Genomic DNA, 21,319 nt, shown 5'->3' on the forward strand with positions numbered 1-21,319 from the left:
TGTCATACATTGCTGCCCTTCCTGATAACTGTCAAGAAAGTTAATCATTTCTTGTTAATTTTTAGACATAGATATAAAAGAGGGAGCTAAGACTGTGTTTTGTTTCTTTGTTTATCAAAAGGGGGTTTAATGGTTTTTAACTATTTTCGAGAATCGAGTAGGGGGCGGACTTACTCCCACCGTCCTCTCTCACCACCGTACGTATGGTTTCGTATACGGCGGTTCATTTACAACGCTGGAACTGTTTGTGCAACTCCAGCAGCGATAACAGTCCTGCACGCTCAAAGGCTTTCTTCGGCAGTACTTGATTCATATGACTTACCCCCACTTTCCACCAGTGGCCGCGTTGGTTCGTCGCCGATATCCATGCCCTTTCTTCATTCAGATCGCCTTTCATTAGCATTCTTGCCCATTTGTACGGCTTTTTCCAATGCCGCCACATCAGGTAACGTAGTTTGCGACTTACTCAGCCGTCCAGTTCTCCCATGCGCTTGATATCAGAGGATTCCATACCACCGTATTTGGCTTTCCAATTGTAGTAACTGGTTTCCGACCCACCGTTTTCGCGGCAAACATCCTTCACATGTCGGGCACCTTCAACTTCTTTCAGGACCCGCAAGATCTGAGATTCGGTGAAACGCGCTTTCTTCATGATGAGCCTCCGTTGGTTGTATTTTAACCAGGGAACTCCATTAAGCGGTAAGACTAAATTTAGGGAGACTACAGAAACACTCTGTTCACTGGTATCGGAGTTGAAGTCAATCATGACCATACGGCAACAGACAAGCTCGTCAATATGGCGAAGCAGGCAGATTACTTCATCTTTGCTTCAGCCAGCGCTAAGTATCAGGCGCTGTACGCAGTAACGGCCTGGCGGAGAGATTTGATTCATCCTGCCGGTAAAGGAGCTGAATCGATGCTTAATGCGTTTATCGCGCACATACTTCAGACCACCGCTGTTACCTCATAAAAAAGGGGCGTAGCCCCTTTTTAACCTAGATATTCGTATTCACGGTGCGAGTATAATTGCTGACTAGATAATTGGTTACTAACGCTATATCCTTCGAAAGGTTCTGCAATTCATTCCATTTACGGGTGATGCGTTGCCCGTCGATATCTGTGCCGAAGTCCCAGACGCCACTACTCCAGGCGCAAAGCGGTTTAATAGTATTTAGTTCATCTACAAAACGTTTCATCGGAGGGATTTCGCTCCAGCCAGGTTCGCCGGTATACTCTTGATGAACCTGGTCGATTTCGTCCATCAGGCTGCCCAACGCCATTATACCTACACCATGCAGCAGACGGGAGTAGCGTGGCTTTTTATCCCAGTCATTAGTAAAGACAATCTCAACTGCAGACCAGAAGTTATTCAACAACTTCACCATTTTCGCCTCATCCCCCAATCCAGTGGCAGGATCACGGAAGCGGTAAAGCGCTCCTTCTCGCAAACTAGCATCTATCATTTTGATCATTGAATTATCGGCGATGACACCATCTGGATTGGTTGCCATTTTGATACGGCCAGCAAGTGGGCTTTCACCAAAGTTAAGACGCTGAGTCAGCAGGGAAGGGAATTTTCGTACCTGTAAATCTGAAGGCAGACGACCATGAGTGTGTGGTGCCAGTTCATACAGCAACGTTTTTGGTAGCGGTTTAGTAGAGTTAACCAGCATAAACTGCTCACGTTGCTCTTCAGCGTCGTTAGCAATAAAAGCCGAAACGGGCATCATAAACGATTCGATATCCGCGTCGCGCAAAGCAGCTGTGCGTTGTTGCCCATCAACAATAAAACCAGGTTTTTCGTAATCTTCCTCTTCGGAATAAGGGATCACTAAGTGCCCCATATCACCACCCGCAGTCATCGACTCAAAACGGACGCGCTTATCAAAAGCGATAATGACCGGGTTAGGTATCATGGGGTTGGAACTTTCAATATAGCGTTGGATCTCCCGAATATGATTGCGAACTTCTGGGCGCTGATATCCAACTAAGCTTTCTTCACCACGACGGATTCGCGAAATCGCAGCAATTTTACTAATATCTTTACCCTCAATCGCGAGACTGTACAACTGCCTTTCCTCCCCTTGTCTGATGCGCAAGGCAGGAACACGATACTCACTCATGATAATTCCTCTGAGCGTGATGACAATGTGCGCTGTAAACGACTGTACAGCACCTGAATGTTGTGAAAACCACGACGCCGGTTACGTTCAGCACCGCGAAAAATAATGACATTTATACCAATTGCTTTACAGATATTACATTGGCATTGCTTCCAAGGACGATCGCTTAGCGTCCGCACGTAGTCAACACGGATTTTCTCTGCTTCTTTCTCTCCGGCATGCAGTCGCTCGTATGCCAAAATCGCATCAAGCGTTTGTGATAGTGACATCGCCCCTTTGTCGTATTCGAAGAGAGCATGCATCGCATTTTTCTCTAAATTACGTGCCAGATCCTGATCAACTAGGCCGGATTTGATTTTGCGACTTAGGCTCGGGTTAGCATCAAACTGCGGAACGCGAACAGCAGTGTAGGCGAGACCATCAGGCGTGTGATAGTTGTTTTTACGATCTTTAAACGCCTGCTGAAGCGGTGTAGTAGAATCGATGCTAGTGACACCCAACCTGATAAAATCAGCAAAACTCTCCGGACGCGCAATGCCAAGCAGGTGTACCTGCGTATCGCCCTTCAATAGCGGCTTGATTTCTTCCAGCGTTTCCAGGATCTGTGCCGTTTTTAGGGGAACCATACCCCCCATGGTGATATTTTTATACCCCATAGCCAGCAGTGCTTCAACAGACTGCCGATAAGAATGCTTACTCCAACCATGAGCGACACCAAAGGGCTGAAAACAACTTCTTTTTGCTTTCGTCAGAAAGTCCTGAGCCAAAGTCAAGGTGATATCCTGGCGACGGCAGCATTCAGCCAGAACATCACCGCTAAAAAATTCACCAGGTTTTTCATATCCAAAGACAATATGATCTAGTGAGACTCCGTAGTTAAAGCGGGATGTCTCGTAAAACTCGATGACTTCTTCGACACGGTAAGGTGGCACTTCCTGATTGACGTAAGTAAATGCACCGCAGTCACCCATCGTCTCCATTCTATCTGGCAATCGAAAAAAGTGCTTCATACCATTACGGAAATAACGTAATCGCTGAGCGCGTGTATATTTACTTTCACCGCCACCAAGGCCATCAACTACTGCTTTTGAAACCAGCATCCCATCGTAAGGATGGGGAAAAACTTCGTGTGGATAATGGTCATCACGCTGGCGTACGCGATGCTCATTGCGCGTTTCACGTACGAAGTCGAAACTTGGATCGATAAAATCCTGACTATCAGGGAAAAAGTATTTTAACTTCGACAACCTGCTCTCCTGCGACGCCTCTGCATAGCCTCAAAAAAAGCGAGATTCTACCACAAAACTCTAGCCTAGACATTAGGCATTGCTAGCAGTAACAGCCTGAAACAAAGTGCGAAAACGTTTCTCTTCAAAACTGTTGCCTGAATCACGAAAAGCACGCAATGCCTTCGTTGCGCTGATTCCTGGTTGTTGCTGTAAAAGGTCAAAAATATATTTTTTCACTTCATCAGGATTACGCTTTATCCCTTGAATCACTTTACGCTCTGGCAAGAAATTAAATTCCCGCGACAATTCTTGAGAAAGAATACTTAAATCATCTCGCTGATGGGATGTAAAATCTCTTATAACATGCTGAGCTAGTTTGATATTAAGCATCAACATATTGCAATTCAACCACTCGGCTATACGGTTATCACTTTTTAAGAGATACTCTTTCAATCTAAAATTTATTTTTTTTGATGTGATAATTAAAAGCTGTTTGTGAGGCACATCCAAGTATTCCAGACCATTAACAATATCAAGCTCAATAGCATTAATATAATCAGGAGAACCACAAATAATAAAATACTCCTGTGGTTTCTTTCTCATCAATTCCGTTATCGATGTCGGATGATCAGATTTGAAAGCAGATCTTTCGGTAATTTCTTTCCACCATGTCCTATGAAAGGACTTCCCAGAATAATCCTTTGAATACAATGGGATGGACTCTTGATAACCTGTAGCAAATGTCGCCTGATAAGGCACAACCTTGTCTTTACTATGTAGAAGACCAAGCCCTGCAGAGAGAACCCATAAATCAATAGGATATTTTTTATATATGGCTTTCGCAGTTGCCCAATGTCCACCTTTGTAAAGATCTTCAACATAAATGGACGCTGATTTTGAAAGCGCTTCTTTTAAGGCGCGACACCAAGAATGAATAAGTACATTCGAAAATGTTTTTCCAGACGAATAGTCACTTAAATTCAGTGAATTATAGCTATCACCATGTTTCCCATTCGTGCATGTAGTTATCAGATTGATATGGTTCACAACCTACCCTCAAAAAATTCTTCGTAGCAAAGCTACCGCAGAAAAGGGGTCGTTGCAAGAAACGTATTGTTCATCCCTGAAAAAACTTTCAGGGATGGGCTATCAATGATGAACGTATTCGAAATACTCATCCCGCACATTCACACAGTGAGGACATCTCCTCAACAATCCCTTCTCCTCAAGTTGCAGGCAAAAGCGTCTACACTCATCAAGAAAATGTTGACTATATGGATAATTTACATTTGAAATCAATGCTCTAGCTAGAGTATCGTAGCTAAATCCTCCTGTAGAGCGTGATATAATAGCCATAGCTACCTGCGTATCGAAAGATTGCATGATGTACCCCATGATGGTCAGCATATATGATTTATAAAAAATTATTGAAACTTTTGCAAGCATCCTTTTTTACTTTAAACCTTTATGTTTCGCTTTCTTTTACAAAATATTATTCACATAAGCATATAATAAATTTTTATTTATCGAAAAATTCAGAATGCAAACAACCATTTTTTAATTCATATTGTCATCCAAGCATCAATATGTCCTATTGTGTATATAAAGATTACCTCCTAAAATACTAGAGACTTACACGCTGCGCACCCAGAAAATCAACCTACAACTATAATCTAGCAACAAGTTTTCTTCCGCAGTCACCGCAAATATCTTCGATTATATCAAAGTGTTTTGCAACCGCACCCACCGGCACAACCATCTGAGCGGAGTCAGTCCCAATGCTTTTGAACGGGCCTCTTCGTGAGGGCAGAATATGTCCACAGTTTTGGGGTCAGTCTAATTTGGATACAAACATGATCGAACCGCGATATGCTCACATTCATGCCCGCATTAGTAAGTTAATATAGATTGAATCTGGTTGACGTCGATTGACTGAAAAGCGGGGCAAGGCCTTGCGGAGACTGAATTTCAGGCATAAAAAAAGCCACCCTTGGGTGACCTGATTGTGTACTAATGGTGCCGAAGGCCGGAATCGAACCGGCATGCCCGAAGGCGGTTGATTTTGAATCAACTGCGTCTACCGATTTCGCCACTTCGGCACTGAAGTTAGTATACGGAAAACGAGGTGCATTATACCGTTAACGCATCCCGGCGCAATACTAATCAGCTTCAGGTGCTGCCGACTGCTGAAAAAACACCCTTCCGGGCGGATTCATGCGGCCGGTATGTGAACCCATCCCGCGCCGGCGCCTTTTTTACCGCTGGCATCCCGGGCACCAGTAAAACGGCCGCGATGCTACCGTGGTTTTTTCTATCGGCCGGCCGCAGCGCTCGCAGGGCTTGCCCGCGCGGTGAAAGACCCGGAAGCGGAACACCGCGCCGTGGTGCTTATTGATATCGCTTTGTCCACGGGTGGCGTAGGACAAGCGCGGGATTTCAAGGATGGCCTCGCACAGGCGGCGCAACTGCTGCGCGCTTAAATCACGCGCCTTGTGCTGCGCGGTCAGGCCCGCCTGCCAGAGAATCTCCACCCGCAGGTAGTTGCCCAGGCCGGCGATAAACGACTGGTCCAGCAGCAGGCCGCCGAACTGGCGGCCGCTAAAGCGGGGCGACGATAGGCGATCGATGACCTCGTCCACCGTCAGGGCCATATCCAGGGCGTCGGGACCGATGCGCAGTAAAAACGGATGCGCGGCCAGTTCATCGGCGCTGAGGATTTTGATATCCGAGGCGCTGTAGAGCAGGATGGCCTGGTCGGCGTTTTCCAGGCGCACCCGCAGATCGCGTTTGGTGACCGGTGATTCCCCGGCCGCGGCCACCCGCCAGACGCCATAGAGCTGGTTATGGCTGTAAAGCACCTGGCCATTGGAAAACCAGGTCAGCAGGGCTTTGCCACGGGTATCGATTTTCTCGATATGCTGGCCCACCAATCCGTCCTCATAAGGCTTAAGGTGGGGAAAAGCGAACCAGGCCCGGGTTATGGGCCTGTTTGCCATCGCCGCCAGCAGGGTATCGGCGGCGCGGCGGATTTCCGGTCCTTCCGGCATTGCTGCACTCCGTTATGTTCCGTTTATGTTTCGTTTCTGTACTTAAGATAGCACCGGCCGTCGGGAATAGTCTTAATTTGCCGTCCGGCGGGGGGTTTTCACCCGTCCGCGCTGGCGGTGCGGCGCGGGTGTGGGGTAGGTTATTCGCAGATTAACAGCCGGCGCGTCCGGCGCGACTATTTCAGGAGTATGCTTATTATGATCACCACCCACCGCAGGTTAATGGCGCTGGCCGTTGCCGCCGCGCTCTGCACCGGTTTGGCCTCGGGCGTGGCCCAGGCGGCCGGCAACTGGATGGATTCGGTTAACAGCGCGGTTACCGAGCTGAATAAATCGTCCACCGGCAACGGGTCCGGCACCGCCGGCGCCACCACCGGCAATAACGCCAGTTCACTGGCCGCCCTGTCGGGCCTGCTGAACGGCGGCGACAAGGCGTTAAGCTCCAGCAGCATGACCAATGCCGCCGGCGTGCTGCAATACTGTGTTAAAAATAACCTGCTGTCCGCCAACGGCACCTCGACGCTGAAGGACCAGTTGCTTGGCAAGCTGGGGATTACCAGCACCGCCAACGCCAAAAGCCAGGATTATCAGGAAGGCCTGGGCGGCCTGCTGACCACCGGTAAAAACGGCCAGGTGAATCTTAACGATCTGAGCAATTCACAACTGGGGCAGAAGGTGAAAACCAAGGCCTGCGATGTGGTGCTGAAACAAAGCAAGAATTTCATTTCCTGACCGCGCGGGATAAGGCGCGGGAACTACCGCGCTGGATATGCCGTCCGGCATGGCATATGCCCGCGGGCGACAACGCCACCTATACTAAAGGGTAGTTGCAATTCTCAGACTAAGTTCAACATAAGGCACATCCACAGTCAGTTTGTGTGTATTAGTTTCCCTCCTCCGCTTATATTCGGTTATCATAAAACCGCCCTTCACATGGTAAACATAATATTAATATCATGCTATTTACACTCAATTAACTATATTATGAAACGCAACAATAATGGCAAGACATGCCAGCGCCAGCGCCCTTTCGCGGTCATTTTATGGCCTTCTCCGGCGCTGAGGCATTTCGTTGGAGATATTTTCGCCTTGTCATCGTTAAAAAATAAAAGATAAAATCATTAGTCACTGAAAGCAGTACGTTAATAATTCTCATGCTATCGATATATAGGAGCAGTAGAAGCAGGATAATAATTTATTTTGCATTTATATCCGTTTAGCTATCGGATATCCCTCAAACCAGCGTTCTAGATCATGACAATTATATGAATAACTTTGATTTCAATTTATTGATAGTACTCAATGCGCTGCTGGAAGACTGTAGCGTAAATCTGGCGGCCAGGAAACTGAACGTCACCGCGCCGGCCATCAGCAAATCGCTGAATAAGATTCGGGGGCTGTTCAACGATCCCATCCTGGTGCGCAGCGGCACAAAACTGATCCCCACGCCCAAGGCTATCGCACTTAAGGAGGATGTGCGCCAACTGGTCAACCGCATTGAGTCGATGCTCAATACCAATATGGCCTTTGAACCCCATACCACCACGGTGTCCTTCACCATCGCGGCGAACGCCACCATCGTCTTTACCCTTAACGCCTCGTTATTCAGCGAAATACAGCGCAGCGCGCCGAATGTCTTTATTAATATGGTGCATGATTCGGAATTTGATGATGATTTCCTGCGCTCCAACGATATTGATCTCTACATTGGCGAAATGCGCGATCTCAATCCGGAAATTACCATCCGCACCATTCACTCGGCCAAATGTTATTTTATGTGCCGCTGCGGTCACCCTATTATTTGTGGGGATAAAAATATGGATAACTTATTGAAATATCATTTTGTCCAGACCAAGGAAAAATACCCGGCCGGGTCGGACGAAGCAATGAAATATTTTTGGTCCACGCGCCATGTGATGGGCACCACGCCCGGTTATATGGCCACCATGAACGCCATTACCCATTCCGACGCGCTGGCCATCGTGCCGGATTTTGTGGTGAATAACCTGCGTAAATTGAATATCGCGGTGGAGTTTTTCAGCGCCGATTTTGATTTGGGCAAACGCAGCATCATCCAGGCTTGGCATTCCAAGCATAATCACTCGCCCTGCCATAAATGGCTGCGCGACCTGACCAAGGTGATGTTTGTCGAGAGTATTAAATGAGTTTTTTACGGTTGTAATAAGAGAGCTGAATCTGAAGGTCGATGCAATGGGCCTGCGCCAATCCAACCCGGCGCTAACAGGTTTTGCCTGTTAGCGCGTCGGGATATCTTTACCGTTTCTTCAAGAGCAACGCCACGCTTATCACCAGGAAGGCCATGCTGGGGAGCAACGCGCCGAACAGCGGCGGCATATTGTACACCAGGCTGAGCGGTCCGAAGATCTGATCCAACACGTAGAACAAGAAGCCGAAGCTGATACCGGTGATCATCCGCACGCCCATCGCCACGCTGCGCAGCGGGCCGAAAATAAACGACAGGGCCATCAGCATCATCACCGCCACCGAGAAGGGCGAGAAGATCTTGCTCCACATATTCAGCTGGTAGCGGCTGGCTTCCTGCCCGCTCTGCTTGAGATATTTGACATAGTCGTATAGCCCGGAAATAGACAGCGATTCCGGGTCGAGCGCCACCACGCCCAGCTTATCGGGGGTGAGGTTGGTTTTCCATTCCCCGCTGAGCGTTTGCCGGCCGGTGATCTGCTGGCTGTCGGTCAGGTCGGATTCATCCACCTGCGCCAGGCGCCAGGTGCCGTCGGTAAAGGTGGCGCTGGCGGCGTAGCGCAGCGTCTGCAGGCGGTTCTCGTGGTTGAAGTGATAGATATTCACCCCCGACAGCTGGTTGTCGCTGACCACCCGCTCGATGTAGATAAAATCGCTGCCGTCCTTGGCCCAGAGACCGTTTTGCACCGACAGCATGGAGCCGCCGTATAACGACTGCGAGCGGAAATTACGCGCCATCTGCTCGCCCTGGGGGGCGACCCATTCGCCGATGGCCATGGTCAGCAGCACCAGCGGGATGGCGGTTTTCATTACCGCCGCGGCGATTTGCATGCGGGTGAAACCCGAGGCTTGCATCACCACCAGCTCGCTGCGGCTGGCCAGGGTGCCGAGCCCCATCAGCGCGCCGAGCAGCGCCGCCATCGGGAAAAAGATTTCAATATCCTTCGGCACGCTCAGCAGGGTATAGAGCCCGGCGCCCGCCGCGGAGTAATCGCCCTGCCCCACCTTGCGCAGCTGATCGACGAATTTGATGATGCCCGACAACGACACCAGCATGAACAGGGTCATCATGATGGTGTTGAAGATGGTTTTACCGATATAGCGGTCCAGTACTCCAAACATCAGGCCGCTCCTCTGATATGTAAACGTTCGCGCGCCCGTCTGAACGGTACGCTGTCCCACAGGTTAAGCAGCAGGGCGATGCCCAGGTAGGCCAGGTTGACCAGCCACATCCATATCACCGGATCAAGCTTGCCCTTGGCGCCGTTGGAGCGCAGCGAGCTTTGCAGCAAAAAGAACACCAGGTACAGCAGCATTGCGGGCAGCATGCTTAATACCCTGCCCTGGCGCGGGTTGACCGCGCTGAGCGGCACCACCATGATAGCCATGATAAACACCGATATGATAAGGGTAAGGCGCCACTGCAGCTCCGCGCGCGCTTCCGGCTGGCTGGATTGCCACAGGGCCTGCAGGGTCATCTGCTCGGCGTCGTTGTTGTTCACCGATACCGCCTGGTGGCCGATGACCGCCTGGTACTGGGTAAAATCGGTAATGCGAAAATCACGCAGCAGCGCGGTGCCCTCGTAGCGGGTGCCTTTATTGAGGTTAACCACCTGCGAGCCGTCGGGACGCTGGGTCATATGGCCCTGGTCCGCCACCACCACCGAGGGGCGCGAATTACCATGCGGGCGCAGCTGCGCCAGGAAGACGTTCTGGAATTCCTGCCCTTTGACGTTGCCGACAAAGAGGACGGAGTTGCCGTTTTGCGCCGCCTGGAACTGCCCGCCCACCATGGCCGCCATGCTGGGGTTGGCCTTGGCCTCCGCCAGCACCTCGTCCTGGTGCCGGGACGACCAGGGCGACAGCCAGATGACATTGGCGGCCGCGAATAACGCCGTCAGCACGCTTAACAGCAGCGCCGCCTTGATCAGTACGCTCTTGCCCAGCCCGCATGCGTGCATGACGGTTATTTCGCTTTCGGCATACAACCGGCTCAGGGTCATCAGTAACCCAAGGAACAGGCTAAGGGGAAGAATCAACTGCGCCATTTCCGGCACGCCTAAACCGAGCAGGGATAACACCAGGTTTGTCGGGATATCGCCGTCTACCGCCGCGCCCAGGACCCGCACCAGCTTCTGACAGAAAAAAATCAGCAGCAGGATAAACAGGATGGCCAGCTGGCTTTTAAAGGTTTCCCGAACCAGATATCTAATGATGATCACGCTTATTTCGCCTGTGAAAACTTGTCTTTTTGCAGGAAAATCGATAATTTCTTCGCTAATGCACTATTAATGCGTATCAATTAGTCACCTTTATCGCCAGATAGAGTATAACAACATTAAGCGTTCGGCTGTGCTATGAGAACGCACTGATTATTGCCGGAATAACGTCCTTTGCGTCGTTCAGATTAACACATAAGAGTTAATGCAAAGGCGGGGGATACGATAGGGAATGAAATATTTTATCCCGGTTGGCCGTCTTTGTCTTTAAGATTCAGGAGAGTGCATGGAGTTCAGTGTAAAAAGCGGTAGCCCGGAAAAACAACGCAGTGCCTGTATTGTCGTCGGCGTCTTCGAACCGCGCCGTCTGTCGCCGATTGCCGAACAGCTCGACAAAATCAGCGATGGTTATATCAGTGCCTTACTGCGCCGCGGCGAACTGGAAGGGAAGGTGGGCCAGACATTGCTGCTGCACCATGTTCCCAATGTGCTTTCCGAGCGTATCCTGCTTATCGGATGCGGCAAGGAACGCGAGCTGGATGAGCGCCAGTACAAGCAGGTTATCCAGAAAACCATTAATACGCTGAATGACACCGGATCAATGGAAGCCGTCTGCTTTTTGACCGAACTGCATGTCAAGGGGCGTAATACCTACTGGAAAGTGCGCCAGGCGGTGGAAACCTCCAAAGAGTCGCTTTATACCTTCGACCAGCTGAAAAGCAATAAGGCCGAACCGCGCCGGCCGCTGCGCAAGATGGTGTTTAACGTGCCCACCCGCCGCGAGCTTACCGGCGGCGAGCGCGCCATCCAGCATGGACTGGCCATCGCCTCCGGCATCAAGGCCGCGAAGGACCTGGGCAATATGCCGCCCAATATCTGCAATCCGGCCTACCTGGCATCCCAGGCGCGCCAGCTGGCGGATAAGTACGGCAAGACCACCACCACCCGCGTTATCGGCGAGCAGCAGATGAAAGAGCTGGGCATGAACGCCTATCTGGCGGTCGGCCAGGGCTCGCAAAACGAATCGCTGATGTCGGTTATCGAATATAAGGGCAATCCGGACCCGGAAGCGCGTCCGATCGTGCTGGTGGGCAAAGGCTTGACCTTTGATGCCGGCGGCATCTCCATCAAGCCCGCCGACAGCATGGACGAGATGAAATACGATATGTGCGGCGCCGCCACCGTGTACGGCGTGATGCGCATGGCGCTGGAGCTGAGCCTGCCGCTGAACCTGGTGGGCGTGCTGGCGGGATGCGAGAATATGGTTGACGGGCGATCCTTCCGTCCCGGCGATGTGCTGACCACCCTGTCCGGCCAGACGGTGGAAGTGCTGAATACCGACGCCGAGGGGCGGCTGGTGCTGTGCGACGCGCTGACCTATGTCGAGCGTTTCGACCCCGAGCTGGTGATTGACGTCGCCACCCTGACCGGCGCCTGCGTTATCGCCCTGGGCCATCACCTGACCGGGCTGATGTCCAACCATAATCCGCTGGCCCACGAGCTTATCGCCGCCGCCGAGCAGTCGGGCGACCGCGCCTGGCGCCTGCCGCTGGGAGATGAGTTCCAGGAGCAGCTGGAGTCCAATTTCGCCGATATGGCCAATATCGGCGGGCGTCCGGGCGGCGCCATTACCGCCGGCTGCTTCCTGTCCCGTTTCGCCCGCAAATACAGCTGGGCGCATCTGGATATCGCAGGCACCGCCTGGCGTTCTGGCAAGGCCAAGGGCGCCACCGGGCGTCCGGTCTCCATGCTGGCGCAGTTTCTGCTCAATCGCTCCGGTCTCAACGGTGACGAGTAGGCCTAAAAAAGGTAAACTTGTCCGGGCGGCCCAGGCCGCCCGTTATTTTTCCGTTCTCCCCCTCAGGCTTGACTAAAACGGTACATGAAAAACGCAACCTTTTATCTTCTCGACCGGCAGGATCTCCAGGAAGGGCTTAGCCCCATGGAGCGGCTGGCCTGCGATCTGGCGGCGCTCCACTGGCGCGCCGGTAAAAGGGTGCTGATAGCCTGTGACGACGAGGAGCAGGCGCTGAGGCTGGACGAAGCCCTATGGCAGCGGGACCCGGCCGCCTTTGTTCCCCATAACCTGGCGGGCGAGGGGCCGCGCTATGGCGCGCCGGTGGAGCTGTGCTGGCCCAAGCGCCGCGGCAATGCGCCGCGCGAGCTGCTGATAAGCCTGCTGCCGCAGTGCGCGGATTTTGCCTCCGCTTTCCATGAAGTGATAGACTTCGTCCCGGACGAAGACGCATTAAAACAGTTGGCGCGCGACCGGTATAAAGCCTATCGCAGCGTCGGCTTCCAATTGACCACGGCCACGCCGCCAACGCAGTGAAATACGACGCATAATGGAAAAGACATATAACCCGCACGATATCGAGCAGCCGCTGTACGAGCACTGGGAAAAACAGGGCTATTTCAAGCCGCATAACGATACCAGCAAAGAAAGCTTCTGCATCATGATCCCGCCGCCGAACGTGACCGGCAGCCTGCATATGGGTCATGCCTTTCAGCAGACCATTATGGACATTATCGTGCGTTACCAGCGCATGCAGGGTAAAAACACCCTGTGGCAGGTGGGGACCGATCACGCGGGCATCGCCACGCAGATGGTGGTGGAGCGTAAAATCGCCGCCGAAGAGGGCAAGACCCGCCACGATTACGGCCGCGACGCCTTTATCGAAAAAATCTGGCAGTGGAAGGCGGAATCCGGCGGCACCATTACCCGCCAGATGCGCCGCCTGGGCGCCTCGGTGGATTGGGAGCGCGAGCGCTTTACCATGGACGCCGGGCTGTCCGAGGCGGTGAAGGAAGTGTTCGTCCAGCTGTTCAAGCAGGATTTGATTTACCGCGGCAAACGCCTGGTGAACTGGGATCCCAAGCTGCGCACCGCCATTTCCGATCTGGAGGTGGAAAACCGCGAATCCCAGGGATCCATGTGGCACCTGCGCTACCCGCTGGCCGACGGCGCCAGGACCGCGGACGGCCGGGACTACCTGGTGGTGGCCACCACCCGTCCGGAAACCATGCTGGGCGATACCGGCGTGGCGGTGAACCCCGCGGACCCGCGCTATAAAGACCTGATCGGCAAATTCGTCCTGTTGCCGCTGGTCGGCCGCCGCATCCCCATCCTCGGCGACGAGCATGCCGATATGACCAAGGGCACCGGCTGCGTGAAGATCACCCCGGCCCATGACTTCAACGACTATGAGGTCGGCAAGCGCCACGGCCTGCCGATGATCAATATCCTGACCCTGGACGGCGATATCCGCGAACAGGCGGAAGTGTTCGACACCCTGGGCGAGGCCAGCGACGCCTGGAGCGGCGAGATCCCGGCCGAATTCCGCTCCCTGGAGCGTTTTGCCGCCCGCAAGGCGGTGGTCGCCGCCTTCGACGCCTTGGGCCTGCTTGATGAAATCAAACCCCATGCCCTGACCGTGCCTTACGGCGATCGCGGCGGCGTGGTGATTGAACCCATGCTGACCGATCAGTGGTATGTGCGTACCGCGCCGCTGGCCAAGGTGGCCATCGAGGCGGTGGAAAACGACGCTATCCGGTTCGTGCCGAAGCAGTATGAAAATATGTATTTCAGCTGGATGCGTGATATCCAGGACTGGTGTATTTCCCGCCAGCTGTGGTGGGGACATCGCATCCCGGCCTGGTACGACGCCGCCGGCAAGGTCTATGTCGGACGCGACGAGGCCGAGGTGCGCCGTGAAAACGGCCTTGACGCCTCGGTGGCGCTGCGCCAGGACGAGGACGTGCTGGATACCTGGTTCTCCTCCGGCCTATGGACCTTCTCCACCCTGGGCTGGCCGGAGCCGACCGAGGCGCTGAAGACCTTCCACCCCACCAGCGTGCTGGTGAGCGGGTTTGATATTATCTTCTTCTGGATCGCCCGCATGATCATGCTGACCATGCATTTCGTCAAGGATGAACAGGGGCGTGCGCAGGTGCCGTTCAAGACCGTGTATATGACCGGCCTTATCCGCGACGACGAAGGCCAGAAGATGTCGAAATCCAAAGGCAACGTTATCGACCCGCTGGACATGGTGGACGGCATCTCGCTGCCGGCGCTTATCGAAAAGCGCACCGGCAATATGATGCAGCCGCAGCTGGCGGACAAAATCCGCAAGCGCACCGAAAAGCAGTTCCCCAACGGCATCGAGCCGCACGGCACCGACGCGCTGCGCTTTACCCTGGCGGCGCTGGCGTCCACCGGGCGCGATATCAACTGGGATATGAAGCGCCTGGAAGGCTATCGCAACTTTTGTAATAAGCTGTGGAACGCCAGCCGCTTTGTGCTGATGAACACCGAGGACCAGGATTGCGGCCAGCATGGCGGCGAGATGAGCCTGTCGCTGGCGGACCGCTGGATCCTGGCGGAATTCAACCGTACGGTAAAAGCCTATCGCGACGCGCTTGACGGCTACCGCTTCGATATGGCGGCCAATATCCTCTATGACTTTACCTGGAACCAGTTCTGCGACTGGTATCTTGAGCTGACCAAACCGGTCATGACCGGCGGCGCCGAGGCCGAATTGCGCGGCACCCGCCATACCCTGGTGGAGGTGCTGGAAGGCCTGCTGCGCCTGGCGCATCCCATAGTGCCGTTTATTACCGAAACCATCTGGCAGCGGGTGAAAGTGCTCAAGGGCATTACCGACGATACGCTGATGCTGCAAGCCTTCCCGCAGTTTGACGCCACGCTTGACGATACGCAGGCGCTGGCGGACGTGGAATGGATTAAACAGCTGGTTATCGCCGTGCGCACCATTCGCAGCGAGATGAATATCGCCCCCGGCAAACCGCTGGATGTCCTGGTGCGCGGCGCCACGGCGCTGACCCGCCGGCGGATTGCGGATAACAAGAGCTTTATCCAGACGCTGGCGCGGCTGCAGAGCCTGGATATCCTGGCGGACGGCGAGAAAGGCCCGGTCTCCATCGTCAAGCTGGTGGAGGAAGGCGAACTGCTGATCCCGATGGCGGGCATTATCGACAAAGCCCTGGAGCTGGACCGGCTGGCCAACGAAGTGCTGAAAATCGATACCGAGATCGGGCGCATCGAGAGCAAGCTGTCCAACGAAGGTTTTGTCGCCCGCGCGCCGGAAGCGGTGGTGGCGAAAGAGCGGGAAAAACTGGCGGGTTATGCCGACGCCAAGGCCAAGCTGCTGGAGCAGCAGGCGACCATCGCCAATTTATAGCTGACAACGAAAGCGTCACCCGCGGGCGTTTGCCGGTCAGGCCATGCCCGCGGGCATGAGGGCGAGCGTAAATCGTCCCTGGCGACATAGACGTGCGCTTATGGCTCACACGGAGGTGAGCCATAAGCGCGTGCCAACGTCCGCGCCGTCGTGCAAAGACGTGGGCGCTCGCTCGGTTCCCGGCCCGGCACACCCGCTTTCAGCGCGTGTGGAGGTTTGCCGGCAATCGACAAAAGTTTAACCGCCGTTTAATTTATTTGCATCCGCCGCCCGCGCGATGCTATTACTCATAACAATAAATCCAGAACGCTTAGTGTCTTTTTTCTTTTTTGGGTAATGACGATGTCCACAGCTACTTCAGTCAATATTCTGGTGCGCCCCATTACGCCGGAAGATAACCATGCCATTGCCGACGTCATTCGCCAGGTATCGGCCGAGTTCGGCCTGACGGCGGATAAAGGCTATACCGTCTCCGACCCGAACCTGGATAATCTGTACCAGCTCTACAGCCAGCCGCGCAGCGCGTACTGGGTGATTGAGTTTGAAGGCAGGATTGCCGGCGGCGGCGGCATTGCCCCGCTGGCCGGCGCGGATGTGGGGATATGTGAACTGCAGAAGATGTATTTTTTATCGGTCCTGCGCGGGCGCGGCCTGGCCCATGAGCTGGCGCTCAAGGCGCTGGACTTTGCCCGCGGGCAGGGGTTTACCCACTGTTACCTGGAAACCACCGCCACCCTGACCCGGGCCATAGCGCTGTATGAACGGCTGGGGTTTGGGCATATCGCCGGGCCGATGGGCCACACCGGACATGTGGATTGCGAAGTCACGATGCTTAAGCCTTTGATCTGACGGCGCGTATGGCCTTAGTGGCGGGTGCCGTTGTCGTCCTGATCCAGAAGGCCGCGCGCCGGCGGGGCCGAGCCGTCAATCCCCTCTTCGCCGTCCTCATCCGCTTCGTCGTCTTCGTCGTCTTCGCCGTCTTCAAAATACGTGCCCCAGCCGTCATAGTTGACGCCCAGGCGCTCGGCCAGGGTAAACAGCTGTTCGACCTGGGTGTCGATAAGTTCCGCGTTCAGCGCGATTTCGCTGACGGCGTCGCAGCACATCAGCACGGAGCCGTCTTCCACTTCCAGCTCTTCGGCATCGGTGACTTCATAACCCAGCTTGAAGGCTTCGACCGCGGCTTTTTCCAGCGTATCGAAATTCTCGGCGGACAGATGGTGTTCGATGGTGTAAAGCGCTTCCGGATCGCTGCCATCTTCCAGCAGCTCTTCGATTATCAAACGCGTTTCGTCACGCTGCTCTTCCAGAAATTGATGTGCCATGCCCTCAATCCTCAATGCGTCGGTCGGCCTGTTAGGAACCTATTTTCCCACAGCCGGGGGTAAGGCTCCAGCTTAAACATGAAAGAATTGATATCAACACTTGAAATTGAATATTCATACATATAAAGTGAATTTAAATTCAATTTACAATTGATTAAGACCGGAGAACGCCGCATATGAGCCAGTTCTATCACCGTCATTTCCTGAAGTTATTGGATTTCACGCCCGCCGAGATCCATGAATTACTGGCCCTGGCCGCCAGCCTGAAGCGGGAAAAACAGTCCGGGCGGGAAACGCCGCGCCTGGCGGGTAAAAATATCGCGCTCATCTTCGAAAAAGACTCGACCCGCACCCGCTGCTCTTTCGAAGTCGCCGCATTCGATCAGGGCGCGCGCGTCACCTATCTCGGCCCGAGCGGCAGCCAGATCGGACATAAGGAATCCATTAAGGATACCGCCCGGGTCCTGGGCCGGCTTTACGACGGCATTCAATACCGCGGCTATGGCCAGGAGATCGTCGAGACACTGGCGCGCCATGCCGGCGTGCCGGTGTGGAACGGGTTAACCACCGAGTTCCACCCTACCCAGTTACTGGCCGATCTGCTGACCATGCAGGAACACCTGCCGCAGAAAACCTTCGCGCAGATGGCGTTCGCCTACGTGGGGGACGCCCGCAACAATATGGGCAACAGCATGCTGGAAGCGGCGGCGCTGACCGGCCTGGATTTACGCCTGGTCGCCCCCAGCGCCTGTTGGCCGGATAAGCAGTTGGTGGCCCATTGCCGCGAACTGGCGCAACAGCGCGGCGGCAATATTACCCTGACCGAGGATATCGCGGCGGGCGTGCGCGAGGTGGATTTTATCTACACCGACGTTTGGGTTTCCATGGGCGAGGAGAAAGCCCTTTGGGGAGAGCGTATCGCCCTGCTGCGTCCCTACCAGGTCAATATGGCGATGCTCCGGCTGACCGGCAACCCAGAGGTGAAATTTCTGCACTGCCTGCCCGCGTTCCATGACGACCAGACCGGCGTAGGCAAACAAATGGCCGAACAATATGGCCTGGCCGGCGGCATGGAAGTGACCGACGAGGTGTTTGAATCGGCGCACAGCCTGGTATTCGATCAGGCGGAGAACCGGTTGCACACCATCAAAGCGGTGATGGTGGCAACGCTCGCGCGGGAATAAGCCGGCGTGCTATCTGTTCAGCGAACCAGGGCGGTGTCGATTTTCACCACCGCTTTGCGCACATGGGCCGGCGCGCCGACCGCGCACAGCGGTTTATGCACTTCGCCGGGGTAATACACCACAAAGTCGCCCGCCTGCATCACAAACTGTTTTTCCTGCTCGCCCGCGGCCAGGAAGGCAATATCCTTATCCGCCAGCCAGTCGGTATCCGTCTTGCCCGCCGGCAGGTTGCTGAAGGTCATGCCTTCCACGCCGTCCAGCACGATCTGGATATCGAGATATTTAGCGTGGAACTCGGCGCGACGCTTTTCCAGCAGATCGGTGCTGTCGTTGGAGATCAGCACAAATACCCGGTCGCCGTCGATATCATGCTTACCCAGCGGCGTCTCGCTGGTAATGTGTTGTTTGACATAGTCGATGGCGTCACGCAGCTTGGCGGGCAGATAAGGCACGAGATCGAGATGATGGATATTACCGGTGATCATAATTTTTCCTTAAAATGAAATATCGTTTCATTATAAATCAGATTGCGCGCGAAAAAAGAGAGTTATTTAACACTTATTTTGATTAGCAAGCCAATCGTTTGCTTATTCATAAATATCGGCGTCTTGGCCCTTGAAGTGTGCCGGCACGCGCGTATAATTCCGGGCAATTTGCCGGGAGGATCAATGAACAGCTGCGTGATTTTTGCTGCCTATGACTGCCGCCGCCTGCCCGCAGGCGGCCAGCTGCCGTTGCTGCTCCCGTTGCCCGTTTTTATCTATCCGTATCAGGCCCCTCGTTGAGGGGCTTTTTTTTGCGCGCTATCCCGGACCGCGATCTACACTTGCGCAAGGCCGGCGTCAACGACACCCGTAAGGAGGACATACATGGCTAACCCCCTTTATCAAAAACACATCATTTCCATTAATGACCTGAACCGCGAGGAGCTGGAGCTGGTACTGCGCACCGCAGCCGGCCTGAAAGCCCGTCCGCAACCGGAGCTGTTGAAACATAAAGTGGTGGCCAGCTGTTTTTTTGAAGCCTCCACCCGTACCAGGCTGTCGTTTGAAACCGCCATCCACCGCCTGGGCGCCTCGGTGGTCGGGTTCTCCGACGCCGGCAATACCTCGCTGGGCAAAAAGGGCGAAACCCTGGCGGACACTATTTCGGTTATCAGCACCTACGTCGACGCCATCGTCATGCGCCATCCGCAGGAAGGGGCCGCCCGGCTCGCCACCGAATTTTCCGGCGGCGTGCCCATCCTCAACGCCGGCGACGGCGCCAACCAGCACCCGACCCAGACCCTGCTTGACCTGTTTACCATTCAGGAAACCCAGGGACGGCTGAATAACCTTAACGTGGCCCTGGTGGGCGACCTGAAGTACGGCCGCACCGTCCACTCCCTGGCCCAGGCGCTGGCCAAGTTCGACGGCAATCACTTTTTCCTGATCGCGCCGGAAGCGCTGGCGATGCCCGCCTATATCCTGAATATGCTGGCGGATAAAGGCATCGGCTACAGCGTGCATGCCACCATCGAGGAAGTGATGCCGCAGTTGGATATCCTGTATATGACCCGGGTGCAGAAAGAACGGCTGGATCCGTCGGAATACGCCAACGTCAAGGCTCAGTTTGTGCTGCGCGCCGTGGATCTGCTGAAGGCGCGCGCGAATCTCAAGGTGCTGCATCCGCTGCCCAGGGTGGATGAAATTGCCCACGAGGTGGACGCCACGCCCTACGCGTATTATTTCCAGCAGGCCGGCAACGGCATTTTCGCGCGCCAGGCCTTATTGTCCCTGGTGTTAAACGATCAACTGGCAGGCTAAGGGGAAAGAGAATGACTCAGGATAATAAACTGCAGGTCGAGGCAATCAAGCGCGGCACGGTGATCGACCATATCCCGGCGCAGGTGGGTTTTAAGCTGCTGACCCTGTTTAAGCTGACCGCCACCGATCAGCGCATCACCATCGGGTTGAACCTGCCGTCGAACCAGTTGGGGAAAAAAGATCTGATCAAGATAGAGAACGTGTTCCTCACCGAACAGCAGGCGAACCAGCTGGCGATGTACGCCCCCCACGCCACCGTGAATCGTATCGATAACTATGAAGTGGTGCGCAAGCTGACCCTGACGCTGCCGGATCGCATCGACGGCGTGCTGACCTGCCCCAACAGCAACTGCATCAGCCGCAGCGAGCCGGTGGCCTCGGGTTTTACGGTCAAAAGCCGCGACAGCCAGGTGCACCTGAAATGCAAATATTGTGAAAAAGAGTTCGAGCATCAGGCGGTTATCCAGAACGCCTGAGCTGGGCACGCGCCGGTTTAGTCCTTATAATGGCCGGCAACGCTTTTTGATTCGCCTATCAACCCCAGGAGCCAGCATGTCCCGTATTATCAGTACTGAAAACGCACCGGCCGCCATCGGACCCTACGTTCAGGCGGTCGATCTCGGCACTATGCTTTTCACCTCAGGCCAGATCCCCATTAACCCGCAAACCGGGCTGGTGGCCGATGATATCGCGGCGCAGGCCCGTCAATCGCTGGACAACGTGCGGGCGATTGTGGAAGCCGCCGGCCTGAAGGTGGCGGATATTATTAAAACCACGGTGTTCGTCAAGGATTTAAACGACTTCGGCACCGTCAACGCCGCTTACGAAGCTTTTTTCACCGAACATAACGCGCCCTTCCCGGCCCGTTCATGCGTGGAAGTGGCACGCCTGCCGAAAGACGTGCAGATTGAAATCGAGGCCATCGCCGTACGGCGCTAGGCCATGACAGGCGTGCCCGGCGCC

At 54.3% G+C, this 21,319-nt stretch carries 19 protein-coding genes, 1 tRNA gene and 2 pseudogenes; 11 read left to right on the forward strand and 11 right to left on the reverse strand.

Translation table 11 applies throughout. The annotated features are described in order from the left end of the window. Positions 1-223: 223 nt before the first annotated feature. The 5 genes and pseudogenes from ACL2XF_RS18725 to ACL2XF_RS18745 all read right to left on the reverse strand — a co-directional run bounded on the left by ACL2XF_RS18725 (position 224) and on the right by ACL2XF_RS18745 (position 4,399). Positions 224-397 (reverse strand): hypothetical protein, encoded by a 174-nt coding sequence (locus ACL2XF_RS18725; RefSeq protein WP_413727338.1) that lies wholly within the window; start codon positions 395-397, stop codon positions 224-226. A gap of 75 nt (positions 398-472) precedes the next feature. Then, positions 473-652, reverse strand: a pseudogene (locus ACL2XF_RS18730) (transposase); the annotation flags it as partial. A gap of 343 nt (positions 653-995) precedes the next feature. Next, the gene (dbpB, locus tag ACL2XF_RS18735; protein WP_413727339.1) at positions 996-2,123 is read right to left on the reverse strand and encodes a DGQHR domain-containing protein DpdB; all 1,128 of its coding nucleotides are present in this window, start codon (positions 2,121-2,123) and stop codon (positions 996-998) included. After that, the gene (gene dpdA / locus ACL2XF_RS18740; protein WP_413727340.1) at positions 2,120-3,370 is read right to left on the reverse strand and encodes a tRNA-guanine transglycosylase DpdA; all 1,251 of its coding nucleotides are present in this window, start codon (positions 3,368-3,370) and stop codon (positions 2,120-2,122) included. The genes dbpB and dpdA overlap by 4 nt, the downstream gene beginning before the upstream one ends. A 72-nt stretch (positions 3,371-3,442) precedes the next feature. Continuing rightward, complete coding sequence (locus ACL2XF_RS18745) at positions 3,443-4,399, reverse strand: hypothetical protein (protein WP_413727341.1); 957 nt, start codon at positions 4,397-4,399, stop codon at positions 3,443-3,445. A gap of 655 nt (positions 4,400-5,054) precedes the next feature. On the opposite strand from ACL2XF_RS18745, the pseudogene ACL2XF_RS18750 reads away from it, so the two are divergent. Continuing rightward, positions 5,055-5,156 (forward strand): annotated as a pseudogene (locus ACL2XF_RS18750) (hypothetical protein); the annotation flags it as partial. Between the two features lie 210 nt (positions 5,157-5,366). Here the strand turns inward: ACL2XF_RS18750 and ACL2XF_RS18755 are convergent. Both ACL2XF_RS18755 and nei read right to left on the reverse strand, forming a co-directional pair. Further along, positions 5,367-5,451, reverse strand: a tRNA-Leu gene (locus ACL2XF_RS18755). Between the two features lie 156 nt (positions 5,452-5,607). Beyond that, positions 5,608-6,399, reverse strand: a complete 792-nt coding sequence (gene nei / locus ACL2XF_RS18760) for an endonuclease VIII (protein WP_410012526.1) — start codon at positions 6,397-6,399, stop codon at positions 5,608-5,610. A gap of 198 nt (positions 6,400-6,597) precedes the next feature. Between nei and ACL2XF_RS18765 the strand changes: the two genes are divergently transcribed. Both ACL2XF_RS18765 and ACL2XF_RS18770 read left to right on the forward strand, forming a co-directional pair. Then, positions 6,598-7,131, forward strand: coding sequence for a DUF2501 domain-containing protein (locus ACL2XF_RS18765; RefSeq protein WP_410012527.1), 534 nt, complete (start codon positions 6,598-6,600; stop codon positions 7,129-7,131). Between the two features lie 533 nt (positions 7,132-7,664). After that, positions 7,665-8,564 carry a LysR family transcriptional regulator gene (locus ACL2XF_RS18770; RefSeq protein WP_410012528.1) on the forward strand — a complete coding sequence of 300 codons (900 nt, stop codon included), beginning with the start codon at positions 7,665-7,667 and terminating at the stop codon, positions 8,562-8,564. Positions 8,565-8,673: 109 nt separating this feature from the next. Here ACL2XF_RS18770 and lptG read toward each other — a convergent pair whose 3' ends face one another. Together lptG and lptF are read right to left on the reverse strand one after the other, a co-directional pair. Continuing rightward, positions 8,674-9,744 (reverse strand): LPS export ABC transporter permease LptG, encoded by a 1,071-nt coding sequence (lptG, locus tag ACL2XF_RS18775; protein WP_410012529.1) that lies wholly within the window; start codon positions 9,742-9,744, stop codon positions 8,674-8,676. Further along, positions 9,744-10,844: an LPS export ABC transporter permease LptF gene (gene lptF, locus ACL2XF_RS18780; RefSeq protein WP_410012530.1), complete on the reverse strand. Its 1,101-nt coding sequence runs from the start codon at positions 10,842-10,844 to the stop codon at positions 9,744-9,746. Before lptF ends, lptG begins: the two co-directional genes overlap by 1 nt. Positions 10,845-11,127: 283 nt before the next feature. Here lptF and pepA point away from each other — a divergent pair, with 283 nt between their 5' ends. From pepA to ACL2XF_RS18800, 4 genes are all read left to right on the forward strand, one after another. Then, the gene (pepA, locus tag ACL2XF_RS18785; protein WP_331122916.1) at positions 11,128-12,639 is read left to right on the forward strand and encodes a leucyl aminopeptidase; all 1,512 of its coding nucleotides are present in this window, start codon (positions 11,128-11,130) and stop codon (positions 12,637-12,639) included. A gap of 84 nt (positions 12,640-12,723) precedes the next feature. Then, positions 12,724-13,173 (forward strand): DNA polymerase III subunit chi, encoded by a 450-nt coding sequence (locus ACL2XF_RS18790; protein WP_410012531.1) that lies wholly within the window; start codon positions 12,724-12,726, stop codon positions 13,171-13,173. Positions 13,174-13,186: 13 nt separating this feature from the next. After that, entirely contained in the window at positions 13,187-16,042 is a 2,856-nt protein-coding gene (locus ACL2XF_RS18795) for a valine--tRNA ligase (RefSeq protein WP_410012532.1), read from the forward strand. A gap of 342 nt (positions 16,043-16,384) precedes the next feature. Then, entirely contained in the window at positions 16,385-16,891 is a 507-nt protein-coding gene (locus ACL2XF_RS18800) for a GNAT family N-acetyltransferase (RefSeq protein ID WP_410012533.1), read from the forward strand. A 14-nt stretch (positions 16,892-16,905) separates the two neighbouring features. Here ACL2XF_RS18800 and rraB read toward each other — a convergent pair whose 3' ends face one another. Continuing rightward, on the reverse strand, positions 16,906-17,367 hold the full coding sequence (gene rraB, locus ACL2XF_RS18805) for a ribonuclease E inhibitor RraB (RefSeq protein WP_410012534.1): 462 nt from the start codon (positions 17,365-17,367) through the stop codon (positions 16,906-16,908). 176 nt (positions 17,368-17,543) lie between these two features. On the opposite strand from rraB, the gene argF reads away from it, so the two are divergent. Further along, positions 17,544-18,551: an ornithine carbamoyltransferase gene (gene argF / locus ACL2XF_RS18810; RefSeq protein WP_413727342.1), complete on the forward strand. Its 1,008-nt coding sequence runs from the start codon at positions 17,544-17,546 to the stop codon at positions 18,549-18,551. A 17-nt stretch (positions 18,552-18,568) separates the two neighbouring features. Here argF and ACL2XF_RS18815 read toward each other — a convergent pair whose 3' ends face one another. Beyond that, the gene (locus tag ACL2XF_RS18815; RefSeq protein WP_410012536.1) at positions 18,569-19,036 is read right to left on the reverse strand and encodes a YhcH/YjgK/YiaL family protein; all 468 of its coding nucleotides are present in this window, start codon (positions 19,034-19,036) and stop codon (positions 18,569-18,571) included. Positions 19,037-19,420: 384 nt separating this feature from the next. Here ACL2XF_RS18815 and pyrB point away from each other — a divergent pair, with 384 nt between their 5' ends. The 3 genes from pyrB (at position 19,421) to ridA (ending at position 21,295) form a co-directional block, all read left to right on the forward strand. Continuing rightward, positions 19,421-20,356, forward strand: a complete 936-nt coding sequence (pyrB, locus tag ACL2XF_RS18820; protein WP_410012537.1) for an aspartate carbamoyltransferase — start codon at positions 19,421-19,423, stop codon at positions 20,354-20,356. A gap of 11 nt (positions 20,357-20,367) precedes the next feature. Next, the gene (gene pyrI, locus ACL2XF_RS18825; RefSeq protein WP_410012538.1) at positions 20,368-20,832 is read left to right on the forward strand and encodes an aspartate carbamoyltransferase regulatory subunit; all 465 of its coding nucleotides are present in this window, start codon (positions 20,368-20,370) and stop codon (positions 20,830-20,832) included. 76 nt (positions 20,833-20,908) lie between these two features. Further along, positions 20,909-21,295, forward strand: a complete 387-nt coding sequence (gene ridA, locus ACL2XF_RS18830; protein ID WP_410012539.1) for a 2-iminobutanoate/2-iminopropanoate deaminase — start codon at positions 20,909-20,911, stop codon at positions 21,293-21,295. Positions 21,296-21,319 lie beyond the last annotated feature (24 nt).

This window comes from Sodalis sp. RH19 (assembly GCF_047324215.1).
Classification (GTDB): domain Bacteria; phylum Pseudomonadota; class Gammaproteobacteria; order Enterobacterales; family Enterobacteriaceae; genus Acerihabitans.

What these genes read in the sequence shown, in the direction of transcription:
- ACL2XF_RS18725 (WP_413727338.1), bottom strand. Translation starts at nt 397, where the DNA reads ATGAAAGGCGATCTGAATGAAGAAAGGGCATGGATATCGGCGACGAAC.
- dbpB (WP_413727339.1), bottom strand. Translation starts at nt 2,123, where the DNA reads ATGAGTGAGTATCGTGTTCCTGCCTTGCGCATCAGACAAGGGGAGGAA.
- nei (WP_410012526.1), bottom strand. Translation starts at nt 6,399, where the DNA reads ATGCCGGAAGGACCGGAAATCCGCCGCGCCGCCGATACCCTGCTGGCG.
- ACL2XF_RS18765 (WP_410012527.1), top strand. Translation starts at nt 6,598, where the DNA reads ATGATCACCACCCACCGCAGGTTAATGGCGCTGGCCGTTGCCGCCGCG.
- ACL2XF_RS18770 (WP_410012528.1), top strand. Translation starts at nt 7,665, where the DNA reads ATGAATAACTTTGATTTCAATTTATTGATAGTACTCAATGCGCTGCTG.
- lptG (WP_410012529.1), bottom strand. Translation starts at nt 9,744, where the DNA reads ATGTTTGGAGTACTGGACCGCTATATCGGTAAAACCATCTTCAACACC.
- pepA (WP_331122916.1), top strand. Translation starts at nt 11,128, where the DNA reads ATGGAGTTCAGTGTAAAAAGCGGTAGCCCGGAAAAACAACGCAGTGCC.
- ACL2XF_RS18790 (WP_410012531.1), top strand. Translation starts at nt 12,724, where the DNA reads ATGAAAAACGCAACCTTTTATCTTCTCGACCGGCAGGATCTCCAGGAA.
- ACL2XF_RS18795 (WP_410012532.1), top strand. Translation starts at nt 13,187, where the DNA reads ATGGAAAAGACATATAACCCGCACGATATCGAGCAGCCGCTGTACGAG.
- ACL2XF_RS18800 (WP_410012533.1), top strand. Translation starts at nt 16,385, where the DNA reads ATGTCCACAGCTACTTCAGTCAATATTCTGGTGCGCCCCATTACGCCG.
- rraB (WP_410012534.1), bottom strand. Translation starts at nt 17,367, where the DNA reads ATGGCACATCAATTTCTGGAAGAGCAGCGTGACGAAACGCGTTTGATA.
- argF (WP_413727342.1), top strand. Translation starts at nt 17,544, where the DNA reads ATGAGCCAGTTCTATCACCGTCATTTCCTGAAGTTATTGGATTTCACG.
- ACL2XF_RS18815 (WP_410012536.1), bottom strand. Translation starts at nt 19,036, where the DNA reads ATGATCACCGGTAATATCCATCATCTCGATCTCGTGCCTTATCTGCCC.
- pyrB (WP_410012537.1), top strand. Translation starts at nt 19,421, where the DNA reads ATGGCTAACCCCCTTTATCAAAAACACATCATTTCCATTAATGACCTG.
- pyrI (WP_410012538.1), top strand. Translation starts at nt 20,368, where the DNA reads ATGACTCAGGATAATAAACTGCAGGTCGAGGCAATCAAGCGCGGCACG.
- ridA (WP_410012539.1), top strand. Translation starts at nt 20,909, where the DNA reads ATGTCCCGTATTATCAGTACTGAAAACGCACCGGCCGCCATCGGACCC.